Genomic DNA, 15,787 nt, shown 5'->3' on the forward strand with positions numbered 1-15,787 from the left:
GACGAAAAGGACGCTCGCAAGCATCATTACAATGCATACGAGCGTCCTTTTTCTGCTTAAAATACCAACGGAGAGAGAGGGATTCGAACCCTCGCACCGCTTTCGCAGCCTAACCCCTTAGCAGAGGGTCCCCTTATAGCCACTTGGGTACCTCTCCATGGCTCCCCGAACAGGACTCGAACCTGTGACAACTCGATTAACAGTCGAGTGCTCTACCAACTGAGCTATCAGGGAACATTACTGTAAATTATCATACAGTATGGTTAATTTACCATGATTCAGGGGGTGCCGTCAAGTGCCAACAGGCGAAGCTTACCTCCACACTTCCCACAGCGATACCGCTGAGGATTCATCTTACGCTTGCGCATATACTCCTGTTTACAGGAAACGCATACTAGCTTGTAACGATAAGGCTGAGGCTTACGTTCCGTTCTTCCTGGCAGAGTCTGACAATGCCTGCTCCCTCCTACACGGGCAAGCCATGCTTTGAAGTCAGCATCTCGATGCTGATAGCCCATCCCTCGCAAATGTAAATGATAATGGCACAGCTCATGCTTAATAATTTTCTCCACCTCAGAACGTCCGTAAGCTGCGAGTTGATGTGGATTAATTTCAATATGATGACTTTTCATAAAATACCTACCGCCTGTGGAAGACAGGCGCGCATTAAAGGTGGCTTGATGTCGAAACGGCACACCGAAGCTCTCCAGCGAAATGCGCTCTACCCATTCTTGAAGCTCTTCATTACTCATAGAACGGCTCATTGAATGGTTCATTGAATTGCTCAGGGACTTGGACTCCATCCTAACAGTCTCTCCTCCTTTGCTCCTTACTGACAAGCATATTATAAAATAATGACCGAAGTCTAACCCCCAATTCATAAGCACACTTTAGGTACCCACCCCATATGCTAAACATACAGAAGTAACGCAGAGGAGGAGATCGGCTTGCCTCAATGGCTCAGCAACCAGCTCATGCGGGCCTTTTACAAAAAGGACCGGCGCCAAATTAAACTGTTGAACGATTGTTGGTTTTTTTATCATAAAGCACCTGGCGTGGAGTTCGATGCCAACAACGGTTAGAAGCTAAGGCATCCAAAAATGAAAGCCGGAATCTCCGATCAGTTCGGAGATTCCGGCTTTTGTTATACCTTCACAAGAAGGTTGTACAGCTTTATTTAAAGTATTATGCCTGCGATTGCGCCTCTGCAGGAGGTTTCATCGTCAGACCAACCCTGCCTTTTTTCAAATCAACATTTAACACCCACACCGTCACGTTATCACCGACAGATACGACATCCATCGGATGCTTTACGAAGCCACTGCGCAGCTGTGAAATATGAACCAACCCGTCACTTTTAATACCGATATCGACAAATGCGCCGAAATCAATGACATTGCGGACGGTTCCCTGAAGCTCCATACCCGGTGAGAGATCCTCGATCTTCAGCACATCCTTGCGGAATACAGGCAACGGCAGCTCGTCACGCGGGTCACGGCCCGGACGCTGGAGACTGTCCAGAATATCCTTCAGTGTTGGCACGCCGACTTCAAGCTTTGCAGCCAATTCGTCAATGTTGGACACGCTCAGTGCTTCCATTGCAGTCTTAGTACCCAGATCGTGGGCGCTGATGTTCAGTTCCGCCAACAGGCGGTCTACGACAGCATACGATTCAGGGTGAATCGGTGTACGGTCCAGCGGATTTTCTCCACCCGGTATACGGATAAAGCCTACAGATTGCTCGTAGGTTTTTGCACCAAGACGCGGCACCTTCTGCAACTGACGACGGTTGCTGAATTTACCGTTTTCCTCACGGTACTTAACGATGTTTTTGGCAATCGTCGCATTGATCCCCGCTACATAGGATAACAGCGCAGAGGAAGCCGTATTCACATCCACACCGACATGGTTAACGGCTGATTCGACAACATCCTTTAAGCTTTCATCCAGATGTTTCTGCGACACATCATGCTGGTATTGGCCTACACCAATAGCCTTCGGCTCAATTTTGACCAGCTCAGCCAGCGGGTCCTGCACACGACGTGCGATGGAAGCCGCACTGCGCTCAGCCACGTCCAAATCGGGAAATTCCTCCTGTGCCAGCTTGGAGGCAGAGTATACGCTCGCGCCCGCCTCATTGACGATCAGATACGCTAGACTGCTGTCACCAATGTCCGCAATGACTTCCGCTACAAATTGCTCTGTCTCGCGCGAAGCGGTTCCGTTACCAATGACAATCAATTCGATACCATATTGGGCAATTAGCTGCTTGAACTTTTCAGCAGCCTCGCGCTTCTTGTTGTTCGGCGGTGTCGGATACGTCACAGCCACTTCGAGCAGCTTGCCGGTGTCATCGACAGCCGCCAGCTTACAGCCTGTCCGATAGGCCGGATCGACACCGAGCACACGTCGGCCCTTGATCGGAGCCTGTAGCAACAGGCTGCGCAAGTTGCCTGCAAAAATGGAGATGGCCTGCTGCTCGCCCTTCTCCGTCATTTCAGCGCGTACTTCACGCTCGATAGATGGCGCGATAAGTCTTTTATACGCATCCTCAATGACACTGCGCAGCAGATCTTGCACGACAGACGATCCTTTAATCACTTGGCCAGCCACGTAATTGTAAATGGAATCTGGCGCTACCTCCAGACCAACCTTAAGAATGCCTTCCCGCTCCCCGCGATTAATCGCCAGAATACGGTGAGGTGGCATTTTCTTAGCGAGCTCACGATAGCTGTAGTAGTTCTCATACACGGATTCTTGCTCCGCGTCCTTCGCTTCGGAGGTCAACATACCATGGTCCAGCGTGTATCGGCGTACCCATTGGCGAATAGACGCATCATCCGCTATATTTTCAGCTAAAATGTCCAAGGCTCCTTGGATGGCCGCCTCGGCGCTGTCCACTCCCAGTTCCGCATTTACATAGGACTCGGCTTCTTTCAGAGCATCGCCCTGTTTCGGCTGGCTCCAGATCCAGATGGACAGCGGCTCCAGTCCCCGTTCCTTTGCTACACTGGCGCGGGTTTTTCGTTTTTGCCGATACGGACGATACAGATCCTCCACTTCCTGAAGTTTAACCGCAGAGGTGATAGCAGCCTGCAGGTCTTCCGTCAGCTTGCCCTGCTCATCAATAATGCGGATGACCTCTACCTTACGATCTTCCAGATTACGCAAATACACCACACGATCTTCAATTTCACGCAGCTGATTTTCATCCAGCTCTCCTGTCATTTCCTTACGATAACGCGCGATAAAAGGAATTGTATTCCCTTCATCCAACAAACTGATCGTTGTCCGGATTTGCTTGAGTGCCAGCGACAGCTCTCTCGCCACTTGTTTGACAATCCGCTCTTGGCGTTCTGCTTCGTTCGGCTCCTGCCGGATTTCCGTCTTCGTTTCCTCGTTAGACAAACCTATCCCTTCTTCCTCACAGCTCTTGTCGTACACCATGTCTTTCATTATCACAAAAAAAGATTCAAAGCGCCAGCAGGTGACGTTAAAGCAAGCCCTACCTGCATTTTTCATTGGACACGCAAAAGGGCAGCGCCCAAGCGCTGCCCTTTTCCCGTTTCACTCGTCGTTCCATCACGCTAAAAATCAATCAAACCGAGACTGATTTGTAGCGAATCGCTCACTTTGCGCATGGTTTCTTCATCTAAATGGGTGATTTTGTCGGTAAGCCTTTGCTTGTCGATCGTCCGAATTTGCTCCAGAAGAACAACAGAATCACGATCAAAGCCATGCGTCGCCGCGTCGATTTCCACGTGTGTAGGCAGCTTTGCCTTCTGAATCTGAGCGGTGATAGCTGCTACGATCACAGTAGGACTAAACCGGTTGCCGATATCATTTTGAATGATCAGCACAGGTCTGACGCCACCTTGCTCGGAACCGACTACGGGTGAAAGGTCTGCAAAAAAAACGTCGCCGCGCTTTACGATCAATATGGATTACACCCCGCTAACTGTACGGCCCAAGGTGCTGTTTGCATCTTCCTCCGCGTGAAAGGCTTCGGATGCCATGGTTAAGTTAATTTTAGCCATTTCCATGTATCCACGCTGCATAGCTTCACGAATGTAACGTTTTTTACGTTCGCCTACATACAGCTTCATGGCCTGCCTGATAAATTCACTGCGGTTGGAATTTTCCATAGCTACGATCCCGTCCACTTCCTGCAAGAGATGATCTGGCAAACTGATCATTATTCTTTTGGTGTTCTGCAAATTGGCCAACTTCTCTTCCACCCCCAAAACCTTGTCGCCATTGTACCATTATAACGTTATTCCCGGTAATTTATTCAAACGGAATACAAGAGAATGTATATGATATTCGTATATCATCTATGCTGCATTCCATTATAAACTACGCAGTTCGTTTTCGTACAGGCGTTTGATCCCCGAAATACAAGTGTCAGCGGAGCCTGATGCGTCTTTTGACAGTTATAGCGCTCTTTTCTTTCCTTTGTACATATTTCGGGACGTTCTGCGAAAACTCCTGCTTTTATTCGGTAATTTGCGTTATGAAATTAATTCCAGCGGGTTGGAAGAAGCGAGTTCACTCGAACAACAGGAACATGACCTCGTGTGTATACACGCGGTACCCTATCTGCGATCATGCAGATCACCTCATAGTGGATCGTACCAAGCTTGGATGCCAACTCATCCGCCGCGATAGTTTCGCCGGACTGCTGGCCGATGAGAACAACCTCTTCGCCGGTTTGGATTTCTTCCGCATCTTCTGCGAAAGATTGTAAGGATACCATACACTGGTCCATGCAAATCGTACCGAGTACCGGGACGCGGCGACCGCGTATCAACACTTCGATCTTCCCACTCAGCATGCGGGAGTATCCATCCGCATAGCCGATTGGCAGTGTACCGATCCGTTCTTCACTGGAGGTTACATACCGGGTGCCATAACTAACTCCCCAGCCGGGAGGAAGCGTTTTGGTGTAAACCACCGCCGTCTTCAATGACAATACAGGCAGCAGCTCAATGGCTTGCCGATTAACCTCATCAGACGGATACAGACCGTATATACTGATACCAATCCGCACCATATTGGGGGAAAGAGAAGGGGTATCAATGGTGGCGGCGCTATTGCCCGTATGTATAATGGGAATGGTAATACCTTGTTCCCTTAGCGCTTCCGCCACGCCCCGAAACCGATCATATTGCAGCAGTGTATAGCTTTTGTCTTCTTCATCCGCGCGGGCAAAATGGGTGTACATGCCTTCCAGCAGCACCTGCTCTAATTCGTGAGCCTGCCGGACAAAAGCCATAGCCTCTTCTCCAGGCAGCAAACCCAGTCTTCCCATGCCACTGTCTATTTTGATGTGCACCTTCAGCTTGCGTTCGTTTCCTTGGCGGTCCAGTCTGCGGATACCCTCCAGCACTTCTTCACTGAACACAGTCAATGAGATATCATGCTCCCAAGCCGTTTGTACAGCTTCCGGTGAGGTATAGCCGAGTACAAGAATCGGTAGCTGAACCCCCGCATGACGAAGCTCCAACGCTTCATCCAGAAAAGCGACGCTCAAATAATCCGCACCAAGGCGTTCCAATTCCTTTGAAATTTCCACGGCACCGTGTCCGTAGGCATTAGCCTTGACACAGACCAGTATCAGCTTATCCGCTGGCAATGCCTTGCGAAAAGCTTCATAGTTGGCGCCAAGGTGATCCAGGTTGATTTCGGCCCGGGTCGATCTGTATTGTGCTTGCAAATCCAGTCACCTTCTTCAATTGTTAGCCTGTAACATAACCTTTTACCATTCGGAGTGTGGCAAAGTTCTTGCTTCCAAAGGTTAATGGTAATGTTCAAAAACGTGGCTGTCAATGGCAGGAGACGTTTGCCTGCATCCTCTACAATGAACACGACATACAAGCGGTGCACATCCTAGACCGCGAATGAACAAAAGACGGATACGGGCGGCAGCAGAGCATTTTTACACTCTAGACCGTCTGCATCCGTCTATAAAGTTTTATTTACCCGATTGATCCTGTATAGAAGCGGCAATTTGTATCATTTCGCTCACAGGCAGGTCAGCACTGGTGATTCTGAACTCGATTCCGTCATTCATCCAGGTCATCGTCTGCTGTTCGCCTCCGGTCAGAACGGCAAAGCTTCCTCCAATATCAACCAGTTCGCCTGCGGCCAGTGCGACCGCCCGATCTTTGGGACGTGCCTCTACAATGGTATAGTTATACGTTCCACTATACCGCAGCATCACCGCATGTGTACCATTATCCTCCAGCTCCGGCGTATCCTTGATCTGTACTCCGGCTGGCGTGTAGGACGGTTCGATCAAGCCGAACTCACCCATCACAGCTTCTGCCGCATCTGTTCCCGCTGACGTTCCGTTTGTGGCATCCGATGTGCCCGGGGTTTGTTGCTGCGCCTCTGCGTTGGCTGCTGCGTCCGGTTTGGATGTATCGTTTGTGGCAGTACCGTCCACCTTCGCTTCCCCTGACTGCTGCTGGACTGCATCCCCTGTTGTTCCCTGCTCTTGTCCGGGTTCGCCAGACGTCACGCCAGTCGTCCCATCCATCGCACCGGAAGGATCAAGCTGACCGCTGGAATCTACTGCTCCAGAAGATGGCGCCCCTTCGCTACCCGTACTCGTCTTACCTGAAGCCATGTTCCGCTCCATATCAAAGGAGTCCTTGTCAAACTTCGTATCAAAAGCAAATTGATCGAATTTCAGATCAACAACTACCTTGGCATTCGCATCAGACACCTGTACCTGAGTGGGTGCATAGTCATTTTTGGACAGCCATATCTTTTGTCTCACCAGCGCATGGCTGTTGTAATTTGCTGCCACATCAAACACATAGGATTTATCGTCGGTAGCCAACTGACGGGAGGCATCGCCGATAATGCTGCGAACTAACGTTTCATATAAATATACTTGACCCTGATTGTTTGGCCAGTCGCTTTTGAAACGGAAGCTTTTGTTCAGGCTGGGTGTCAGTACAAATACACCCTCATCATTACGAAGCACAATTTGCGTAACATCCTTTTTCTCGTTCGTCATGGCAATTCGGTAATAGGACGGCTTGCGGTAGGAAATATCAACCTTGTATTCCTGCGGCGTGTCGCCGGTATGCAGCGTCATCAAAGCTGTACCGTGGTAGCTGTTCAGGTCGCTCACCACGTCACTCAAATCTTTAACCACATCGTCCGCGCTCTTCTTGCCGCACCCGGCCAGTAGCAGCGTTACACACATGACCATGGCAAGCATCCATGAAATCCGGCGCATGTCATCAACCCCTTCAGCACATGTTTTAAATGAATTAGTACATGTCTATGAAGGACTTGTTCGATTTATGCAGACTGGCATGACAAGCTTGAACGTATCCTTGTGTAATGCTATAAAATCTTTTGGAGAGTGATCATAAATTCATACAGGAAATAAAAAGAAAAACCGATCAAGACCACACCAGCACTGATCGTGACCCACTTGATGGCGGTTCGATTCATCGCTTTTCGTGTTGTCGCAACAAGGGCCATCAAGCCTAAATCATGGATAAGAATACCAAACAAAATACCTAAGCCAACAACCAAGAATTGACTTGTATTTGACTGATCAAATGAGCTTGCCAGCACAGTCCCAAAAACACTCACCCAGAACACTAAATTCCCCGGTGAAACAGCTACAAGCAGTCCATTTTTATAGGAAGAAAATAATGATTTCGTCTTTTTTTCTCCTTCCAGTGCAATATCATGATCCGCATTTTTAATGCTGTCGTACCCCACGTAGCACAAAAATATAGCTCCAATGAGCCACATGATCACCTGTACAACAGATAATGACAAAACAGAGGCCAGACCAAAATATAAACCAATGATTAATAACAAATCGACGGTCATCCCCCCAAGGCCCACAATCCATCCATGCATGAATCCATTCTTTAGCCCTTGCTTCGTCATTTCAACCGTAATTGTACCTACAGGTAGTGCTATAGAGAAACCTAGTAAAACATATGTAATAAACAATGCCATTTCAAAACCCCTTTCAAATGTATAAAAACGATATTCTATACCATAAAAAATGACATATCAATAAAATTTGAAAAACCTGAAATGAGCTAAGAACACATGAGAATTATTTTGTACAAAATCGGATTCATTGACCAAGTTTGTCCATTGAGTATTGAGGGTCCAGCGCTTATCATTGCTTTTGTGATAATAATTCTCATTTACAAAATTCTGAATCATTCTATTATACGGAGGTTGCTATGGTCAACAAGAACTCGACAATCAACAAAAATTCTACTCGACAATACACTGCCCTGATCTGCCTTTTCTTTCTTATGGGGGCGTTGCTACTGGGATGCGGCGCATCTGACAATCAGACTGCAAGCAGCAACACAACAGCATCTACAAAAACATCGGAAGCTGCCACAACTCGTGACTACACAGACTATAAGGGACATACAGTGAACATTCCCACGACTCCTGGGCGCATTGCTTACTTCGGAGAAAACTATGGGGATCTATTGGTTTTAGACGTACAAGCTATAGGTACATCGACTTCTATGATTGAAGGCAAGGTTTATGAGAAGCAGGTTCAGAACGTGGCCGATCTGGGGTTCCCGATTAATTTGGAAAAAACCTTGGAACTACAGCCTGACCTAATCATTACCGCCGATACAGATGAAAAACAATACGCAGCGTTAACAAAAATTGCACCTACAATTATGTTCGATACCTTTGCCCCGTTAAACGAACGTTTGCTGCATCTCGGAGACATTGTGAATAAGAAAAAGGCTGCTGAAGATTGGCTTGCCCAATATAAAATAAAGGAAGCGGAGATGTGGACCAAGCTTCACGCAGAGGGTGTTAAGGCGGGGGAAACTGCTTCAGTGTTTACCTACTATCCTGGCGACCGTTTATTCGCAATGGGACGGACAGGACTGTCACAAATACTGTATGAAAAGAATGGTTTCAAGCCTACTCCTCTTATTCAGAAAGCACTGGATGAGGACAAAGGATTTGTACAAATATCTCAGGAAGTGATCGGACAATACGCTGGAGATCGGATTTTCATACTAAGAACACCAAGTTCAGAAGCCCAACAATCCACCGAACAGTTAATGAAAAGCAAGCTGTGGCTCCAGCTTCCTGCTGTCAAACGGGGACGTGTGTACACTCAGGATATTGGCAAAACTGAAAGTGATGCTTCCACTCGAGAATGGCTGCTGGAGGAATTGCCCAAGCTCATCAAATAAAAATTGGAGAAGCTTATCGACACTTGTTGATAGGCTTCTTTTTTGTTGAACCTAAAGGAGGTATACTTATACATACATGATAACCATTCTCAATAAAAGGAGCAATACCGTGAACCAGTCTCCGTCGTCCGTATATCCTCCCCCATTCAGCTCGCTGCTTTTTCATTTTAAAGAAATTGCGTTGGTTGGTGAGCCTACCGATGAATTATTATCACGTCCCAATTCATATCACTGTCTTCTTATATTCATCGGTGGGACAGGTATGGTGGACATTGGCCCAGAGCAGTATCTATCCCATACAGATCATGGGTATTGGCTAGCTCCAGGTGAATCCTATCAAATCGCTCCCCTGAATGGAACTGTACCCGAATACTACAAAATCACGTTTGAGGTCATCGCTTTGCCATCAGAACCACAAGTGGACATGGCCTTGGCTGAACACGCAGCACGTATGCCATCCCTATATCATGAACCTGTCCTGCCGGGACCGCGCGAATACATTGCCTCCTCTTCTTCCTCCAAACTTATTCAGTTGACTGAAGAGTTATTTCATAGTACCCAACAAATGGTACAGCCGCATAACCAAACATCTGTATTACGGCAGCAAATCATGTTTCAAGAGTTGCTCTTGTTGTGGCAGGAAGACCACACCCATATTGATCAAAATAATACCTCTAATCCGGCATTGCCAGCATCGGTGGAAGGTACCCTTTCATATATGGAAAACCACTATGAAAAGCCCATTACCGTCAAGCAGCTCGCTGAACAAGCGAACGTTTCCATATGGCAATACTCCCAATTGTTTCGTAAAATTACAGGCAAAAAGCCGCTGCATTACCTCACTGAGCTGCGCTTGAACCATGCCAAGCGGCTGCTGCTGGAATGCAAACGGCCTTTACGTGAAATTGCTCGTCAGGTTGGTTTCTCTGACGAATATTATTTTAATCGACGGTTTAGGCAAATGACCGGGATTCCCCCTGGCAAGTACGCACTTTCTGTCTCCGGTTCTGTGCGCGTCAAGGATTGGACGGGTCACCATATTCACATTCCGCGCCGAGCAAGCCGCATCATCTATCATGGAGAAACGATGGGCGATCTATTGGCATTAGGGACCAAAGCCATCGGCGGAAGTCTGCAACTCAGTGAATACAGCGTCTATAAACATCGTCTTGTGAATGTCGCCGATGTGGGCCTTCCACTGGATATTCGCTTGACCAGCGCTCTTGATCCCGATCTAATTATCATCGCCAATTCGGATGAACAGGAATATGAGCGCATTGCCAGTATCGCACCCACCGTCACCTTCAACTCCTTCGCCACGCTGGAGGAACGGATGCGTACACTTGGCGTCTGGCTCGGTAAGGAGCGGGAGGCCGAACGCTGGTTGTCTACCTTTACAGCCCGCAATCTGGCAATGTGGCAGCAGCTCGGTACGCAAATCACAGCCGGAGAAACGGCCTCCGTCTTCATCTTCGATCATGGTGATCGGCTCTTTGTCATGGGGATGTCCGGATTCTCGTCGGCCCTCTACCACCCACAGGGCTTTCAGCCCGTTGAGCTGATCCAAAAGGTGCTCGACGCGGAACAAGGCTTCGCAGAAATAGATCCGAACGAATTGCCTGAGTACGCCGGGGACCGCATTTTTATGCTTGTCCCAACAGCTCCAGAATCCAAACGTACGCTGGAACGTATGATCAGCAGCCCTCTCTGGCGCAGCCTTCCTGCTGTACGTCAAGGTCGGGTATATTTCGTAGAAGCTGACCGCTGGAACTGGAGCGATGCCATGACCCGGCAAAAACTGCTTACTGCACTGCCCAAACTGCTTGGCACTCCATCCTGAGAAGCTGCCATTTTTCTAAAGATACTACATTAGACCTTGAATGCTCCCATCTGCCTCCAGCGACATATGCTCAGCTGCTGGGGATTTGGGCAATCCTGGCATCGTCATAGTATTGCCTGTTTCCACGACCACAAAGCCTGCCCCTGCGGACAAAGAAACGCGGGACACGTGAATGGTAAAGCCCTCCGGTGCACCTAGCAGAGAAGGTTGATCTGAGAAAGAATACGGCGTTTTGGCCATGCATACAGGCAGTTGTCCAAAACCAAGCTGCTCCATACCGGCCAACGCCCGTTTGGCCGCAGGAGTGTAAGCTACCTCTGCCGCACCGTAAAGTTCCTTCGCAATGACACTAATTTTCGCTTGCAAATCAAGTGTATGCTCATACAATGGTGCAAAATGGGCTTTGTCCTCCTGGAGCAGGTTGAGCAGGCTTTGGGCTAGCTTTTCTCCCCCTTGGCTTCCCTGTGCCCACACCTGTGACAGCTCTGCGGGTACACCCAGCTTGCGGCATTCCGAGAATATTAGTTCCAGCTCGGCCTCGCTATCTGTTACAAAATGGTTGACCGCTACCAGTACTGGCACGCCAAACTTTTGCAAATTCCGTACATGCCGGTTCATGTTGGCTAATCCAAGTTGCAATTGCTCCAGATTTTCTGCGTCCAGCTCATTTTTAGCTACACCGCCGTTATATTTCAGCGCTTTGGCGGTTACGACCAACAAAGCCGCATCTGGCTGCAAACCGGATTGACGGCACTTGATGTCAAAAAACTTTTCTGCCCCCAGCTCAGCCCCGAATCCAGCCTCCGTAACGACCACCTCTCCCAGCTTCAGGGCCAGCTTCGTACCGATCAAACTACTGCATCCATGCGCAATATTCGCAAAAGGTCCGCCATGCACAATAACTGGAGTTCCCTCCAACGTTTGCACCAGATTGGGTTTCAATGCTTCCCGAAGCAGCACAGCCATACCTTCCACCGCATGTAGTTCCTCAGCTGTTACCGTTTCGCCATCTACGTTATAACCAATCACCATCCTACCCAATCGCACTTTAAGATCGTCCATATCTTCACTTAAACATAATACCGCCATCACTTCTGAAGCCGAGGTAATCAGAAAGCCACTTTCTCTCACCGCTCCATTACCTGACCCCAATCCGGTCACAATATTTCGTAAACTCCGGTCGTTCATATCGACAGCACGTTTCCACACGATCCGCTCCGGTTTCAACCGCAAAGCATTTCCATGAAACAAATGGTTATCGATCATCGCTGCCAGCAAATTATGCGCAGCTGAAATCGCGTGAATATCACCTGTAAAATGCAGGTTAATGTCTTCTGCCGGAACAATCTGGGCTTGTCCTCCCCCGGTTGCTCCTCCTTTCATGCCGAAGCAAGGGCCAAGGGACGGCTCACGCAACGCAGCAACGGTTTTATGCCCCAGCGCATTCAGCGCCTGTGACAGCCCGATGGTTGTCAGCGTTTTTCCTTCTCCCGCCGGTGTGGGATTCATCGCCGTAACCAGCACCAGCTTTCCATTCGGGCGATCCTTTAACTGCTCCCACAGGGACGGGTTCAGCTTCGCTTTATATTTTCCATACGTCTCCAAATGTTCTTCTTCAATTCCTGCTTCTTTGGCTATATCAATAATCCTCTTCATCTTTCGTTATGTACCCCCCGTTTTATAAGTCTGACTGATGGTGCCAAACCCTGTATCGTTTTATTTTACCAAAGTGTGCCGCTTATTGCGCTATGATTCATTTCATCGCAAGCGTTGCTATCATGTGAGTTATAAAAAAAGAGCATTCCCCGCCCGCATGGACTTTGGTGGATGCTCTTTTGATACGTCTCGTTTAACAAGCAGCTCTCAAATTAACCTGCAAAGTTAGCAGCGTAATTTTCAGCAATAAATCTCTTGGAAATCAGGATAGCTTGGGATTTCTTAGTAGCAGGACCATAGCCTTGGGACAGCAGATCATTAATATGTAAGCGGTTATAGATGAAGCAAAATACAAAGTTGGACGCCCCACTCGTAAGGATCGATACCAGAAAAATAATAACTGCCCACTTCCAATCCCCTCTAAACAACGCAGGGAAAAAACCGAAAAAGAGCGTAGTCCATGAAAAACCTACTTTGCGTTCCTTGATCATTCCAGTTTTATTTCTTAATTTAATCTTCATTTACCCCTTACCTCTCTTTATATAGTCTTTTAGAACTATATTAGATTATATAGGACAGAGGGAATAAATGGAACTTAATTTCGGTAAAATCATAAATTTCTCAAATACTCTCTAGTTTATAATGCTTTTCTAGCATTTCTTTAAAAACATCAACAGGGTACTTGTATTCAACAGTTTTGAAAACAATCCGGTTATTCCACTGGTTTTTTTCCAGCTCGCACCCATGCTCCATATCCAGTTCCTTCATGATAAAAATAATCTCATCCAAGGTTCCCATTACACTATGACTATTCGTCGTCGTAGCCAGCATCTGCTCGCCTTCCTGTGTGTATGCCTTTACAATCTGCTCATCAAAGCCTTCACTGATCATTAATTCCTTCAAAGCTTGCACAAAAAGAACTGGCAGGTTGTTGTACTGCGATTTCTTAATCCCAAAAAGCGTGATGCTTAAGCGGGATATATCATGCATAAACACTATATTTTTTCTTCGATTAAGTAAAAACAAGCTGGCATGCCAACTATTCAAAGGCGGATAAATATCAACTTGAAGTGGTTCGGTCTCCCATTCCTTCAGCAGTTTTTGTGTTCCTCGTATAACAAACATCGTTGCTCTCCTTTATTGACGGTCCTGTACCGCAGCGTGATTCGACATACCTAGTCTCTTACATGAGGCATGTCCCGGATATTATAACACCGTATTCCAAACATCCGATTATAAACTCTTTCAGTATAATATAGGGGAATGATATATTACCAGACACATTAATTTTCCCTTTGGATATTTTTTATGGAAATCCCCTCCACTGCTCTATATAATTCAGGTACAGTTCGTCACGCGAGCTTAATCTAAAAATTAGGGGTGTTCCACACCTATGTCACAACATATTTTACTTATTGAAGACGATCTATCCATCGCCGAAATGCTACTCAAAGCACTCACTAAGGAAGGATACAGTCTAACCACTGCCTATGACGGGGAAGAGGGGCTTCTTGCCTTTGAACGTCATACCTATGATCTGGTACTGGTGGATTTGATGATGCCGAAGGTGGACGGTATGGAGGTGATCCGCCGAATCCGTACCCACAGCGCCGTACCTATTCTGATTATGTCAGCCAAGGACAGCGATGTGGATAAAGCGCTTGGACTGGGCTTTGGGGCAGACGATTATGTTGCCAAACCTTTTTCAATGCTGGAAATGACCGCTCGTATTCAGTCCGCGATCCGCAGATCTACTACATATGCCCGTCAGCAACAGCAGGAGGAACAGCCGCAAGCACAAGTTTTGACCTACGGCAGTCTGCGCATTGATTTTGATCATTTTACAGTCATACGCAATGAAAATGAAATTCAGCTAACAGCCAAAGAGTCCGATATTTTGAAGCTGTTTGTAGCCAATCCGAATCGGGTATTTACAAAAGCACAATTATACGGATTTATTTGGAAAGACGATTATATGGGTGATGAGAACGTGATTAACGTTCATATTCGCCGCCTGCGTGAGAAAATCGAAGAAGATCCCTCTCATCCTGTCCACATTAAAACGCTATGGGGCATTGGCTACAAATGGGAGAATGGTTGATATGAACATCGAAAACATTTCTCAATGGATTATCGTTCTCATCATGTCAATCGTTATAGTATGGCTTTGGCGGGAGCGTGTGGCCTATAAGCGCAAAATAAAGGATATCCGAACCCTACTAGAGCGGATTGTGACGGTGAATCATGCGGAAAAGCTGCTATATGTCACAGGTGACGTTGAACTGCAACGACTCATGACGGAAATTAACCGACTACTGGACTTGAATCTCAGAGTGTCTGCAGATTACAACCGTAGCCAAATCGCTATGCGCAAAATGATTTCGAACATTTCCCACGATCTCAAGACCCCGCTTACGGTTGTGCTTGGATATGCCGAGATGCTGGATGGCGATCCGACTATTTTGCCAGAAGAACGTATAAAGCTGCTATCCAAAATTCATCAAAAGACAAGCGAGGCGATTGAGCTGATCGGCAGCTTTTTTAGCTTGGCGAAGCTGGAGGCTAATGATACGGATATTCCGTTGACTCGACTAGAAGTGGGAGAACTGTGCAGACGCAGTATTTTGGAGTTTTATGACCTGCTGACCGCACAGGGGTTTACTGTGCATATTGAGATCCCAGAGCACCCCATTCATGCCTTGGGGAACGAAGGAGCGATTGGGCGGGTACTGAACAATCTGATCTCGAATGCCATTCGCTACGGGGCAGACGGACGGACGCTGGGTCTGGCTCTATCGGAACAGCAGGATACGGTGTGTATCGAGATATGGGATCGTGGGAAAGGCATACAGGAATCTGAGCAGGACAAGGTTTTTGAACGCATGTACACACTGGAGGACTCCCGCAATAAGGCGGTACAAGGCAGCGGACTGGGCCTTACGATTGCCAAACGCCTGGTTGAAGCGATGAACGGAGAAATTCAATTAACTAGTAGACCATATGAGCGGACGGTCTTCTCTTTTACATTGAAGAAAATCAACTATTAGTCGAACTAAACATGCTCAAC

Annotated in this window: 15 protein-coding genes and 2 tRNA genes; 5 read left to right on the forward strand and 12 right to left on the reverse strand. The window is 47.5% G+C overall.

Annotated elements, in window-relative coordinates:
• Positions 1–68: 68 nt before the first annotated feature.
• From MKX30_RS14865 to MKX30_RS14875, 3 genes are all read right to left on the reverse strand, one after another.
• Positions 69–157: transfer RNA gene (locus MKX30_RS14865), tRNA-Ser, on the reverse strand.
• Between the two features lies 1 nt (position 158).
• Positions 159–234 (reverse strand) — tRNA-Asn (locus MKX30_RS14870).
• Positions 235–278: 44 nt separating this feature from the next.
• Positions 279–803, reverse strand: coding sequence for a SprT family protein (locus MKX30_RS14875; protein WP_053324897.1), 525 nt, complete (start codon positions 801–803; stop codon positions 279–281).
• A gap of 144 nt (positions 804–947) precedes the next feature.
• On the opposite strand from MKX30_RS14875, the gene cmpA reads away from it, so the two are divergent.
• Positions 948–1,082 (forward strand): cortex morphogenetic protein CmpA, encoded by a 135-nt coding sequence (cmpA, locus tag MKX30_RS14880; RefSeq protein WP_007429337.1) that lies wholly within the window; start codon positions 948–950, stop codon positions 1,080–1,082.
• 103 nt (positions 1,083–1,185) lie between these two features.
• Here cmpA and MKX30_RS14885 read toward each other — a convergent pair whose 3' ends face one another.
• The 6 genes from MKX30_RS14885 to MKX30_RS14910 form a co-directional block, all read right to left on the reverse strand.
• The gene (locus MKX30_RS14885) at positions 1,186–3,408 is read right to left on the reverse strand and encodes a Tex family protein (protein WP_341062945.1); all 2,223 of its coding nucleotides are present in this window, start codon (positions 3,406–3,408) and stop codon (positions 1,186–1,188) included.
• Between the two features lie 179 nt (positions 3,409–3,587).
• The gene (locus tag MKX30_RS14890; RefSeq protein WP_007429335.1) at positions 3,588–3,938 is read right to left on the reverse strand and encodes a type II toxin-antitoxin system PemK/MazF family toxin; all 351 of its coding nucleotides are present in this window, start codon (positions 3,936–3,938) and stop codon (positions 3,588–3,590) included.
• A 6-nt stretch (positions 3,939–3,944) separates the two neighbouring features.
• On the reverse strand, positions 3,945–4,226 hold the full coding sequence (locus tag MKX30_RS14895) for a CopG family ribbon-helix-helix protein (protein WP_007429334.1): 282 nt from the start codon (positions 4,224–4,226) through the stop codon (positions 3,945–3,947).
• 293 nt (positions 4,227–4,519) lie between these two features.
• Positions 4,520–5,716, reverse strand: a complete 1,197-nt coding sequence (alr, locus tag MKX30_RS14900; RefSeq protein ID WP_028543050.1) for an alanine racemase — start codon at positions 5,714–5,716, stop codon at positions 4,520–4,522.
• A 258-nt stretch (positions 5,717–5,974) separates the two neighbouring features.
• The gene (locus MKX30_RS14905; protein ID WP_339201637.1) at positions 5,975–7,252 is read right to left on the reverse strand and encodes an outer membrane lipoprotein-sorting protein; all 1,278 of its coding nucleotides are present in this window, start codon (positions 7,250–7,252) and stop codon (positions 5,975–5,977) included.
• Between the two features lie 110 nt (positions 7,253–7,362).
• Positions 7,363–7,995, reverse strand: a complete 633-nt coding sequence (locus tag MKX30_RS14910) for a LysE family translocator (RefSeq protein WP_053324896.1) — start codon at positions 7,993–7,995, stop codon at positions 7,363–7,365.
• 236 nt (positions 7,996–8,231) lie between these two features.
• Between MKX30_RS14910 and MKX30_RS14915 the strand changes: the two genes are divergently transcribed.
• Both MKX30_RS14915 and MKX30_RS14920 read left to right on the forward strand, forming a co-directional pair.
• The gene (locus MKX30_RS14915) at positions 8,232–9,224 is read left to right on the forward strand and encodes an ABC transporter substrate-binding protein (RefSeq protein ID WP_341062946.1); all 993 of its coding nucleotides are present in this window, start codon (positions 8,232–8,234) and stop codon (positions 9,222–9,224) included.
• 109 nt (positions 9,225–9,333) lie between these two features.
• A complete protein-coding gene (locus tag MKX30_RS14920; RefSeq protein ID WP_341062947.1) occupies positions 9,334–11,064 on the forward strand; it encodes an ABC transporter substrate-binding protein in 1,731 nt (576 codons plus the stop codon).
• Between the two features lie 24 nt (positions 11,065–11,088).
• Here MKX30_RS14920 and MKX30_RS14925 read toward each other — a convergent pair whose 3' ends face one another.
• The 3 genes from MKX30_RS14925 to MKX30_RS14935 all read right to left on the reverse strand — a co-directional run bounded on the left by MKX30_RS14925 (position 11,089) and on the right by MKX30_RS14935 (position 13,845).
• A complete protein-coding gene (locus tag MKX30_RS14925; RefSeq protein ID WP_023987590.1) occupies positions 11,089–12,720 on the reverse strand; it encodes a formate--tetrahydrofolate ligase in 1,632 nt (543 codons plus the stop codon).
• 212 nt (positions 12,721–12,932) lie between these two features.
• Positions 12,933–13,241, reverse strand: a complete 309-nt coding sequence (locus MKX30_RS14930; RefSeq protein WP_341062948.1) for a hypothetical protein — start codon at positions 13,239–13,241, stop codon at positions 12,933–12,935.
• Positions 13,242–13,341: 100 nt separating this feature from the next.
• Positions 13,342–13,845 (reverse strand): DUF6933 domain-containing protein, encoded by a 504-nt coding sequence (locus tag MKX30_RS14935; protein WP_023987589.1) that lies wholly within the window; start codon positions 13,843–13,845, stop codon positions 13,342–13,344.
• A 268-nt stretch (positions 13,846–14,113) separates the two neighbouring features.
• On the opposite strand from MKX30_RS14935, the gene MKX30_RS14940 reads away from it, so the two are divergent.
• Together MKX30_RS14940 and MKX30_RS14945 are read left to right on the forward strand one after the other, a co-directional pair.
• Entirely contained in the window at positions 14,114–14,821 is a 708-nt protein-coding gene (locus MKX30_RS14940) for a response regulator transcription factor (RefSeq protein WP_023987588.1), read from the forward strand.
• A gap of 1 nt (position 14,822) precedes the next feature.
• Positions 14,823–15,767, forward strand: a complete 945-nt coding sequence (locus MKX30_RS14945) for a sensor histidine kinase (protein ID WP_049828512.1) — start codon at positions 14,823–14,825, stop codon at positions 15,765–15,767.
• The last annotated feature ends 20 nt before the right edge of the window (positions 15,768–15,787 follow it).

The organism is Paenibacillus sp. FSL P2-0173 (genome assembly GCF_038008045.1).
Taxonomy (GTDB): Bacteria; Bacillota; Bacilli; order Paenibacillales; family Paenibacillaceae; genus Paenibacillus; species Paenibacillus polymyxa_B.

Coding starts and splice junctions, on each gene's coding strand:
- MKX30_RS14945 (WP_049828512.1), top strand. CDS start 14,823: ATGAACATCGAAAACATTTCTCAATGGATTATCGTTCTCATCATGTCA.
- MKX30_RS14905 (WP_339201637.1), bottom strand. CDS start 7,252: ATGCGCCGGATTTCATGGATGCTTGCCATGGTCATGTGTGTAACGCTG.
- MKX30_RS14940 (WP_023987588.1), top strand. CDS start 14,114: ATGTCACAACATATTTTACTTATTGAAGACGATCTATCCATCGCCGAA.
- MKX30_RS14935 (WP_023987589.1), bottom strand. CDS start 13,845: ATGTTTGTTATACGAGGAACACAAAAACTGCTGAAGGAATGGGAGACC.
- MKX30_RS14930 (WP_341062948.1), bottom strand. CDS start 13,241: ATGAAGATTAAATTAAGAAATAAAACTGGAATGATCAAGGAACGCAAA.
- MKX30_RS14875 (WP_053324897.1), bottom strand. CDS start 803: ATGGAGTCCAAGTCCCTGAGCAATTCAATGAACCATTCAATGAGCCGT.
- MKX30_RS14925 (WP_023987590.1), bottom strand. CDS start 12,720: ATGAAGAGGATTATTGATATAGCCAAAGAAGCAGGAATTGAAGAAGAA.
- MKX30_RS14910 (WP_053324896.1), bottom strand. CDS start 7,995: ATGGCATTGTTTATTACATATGTTTTACTAGGTTTCTCTATAGCACTA.
- MKX30_RS14915 (WP_341062946.1), top strand. CDS start 8,232: ATGGTCAACAAGAACTCGACAATCAACAAAAATTCTACTCGACAATAC.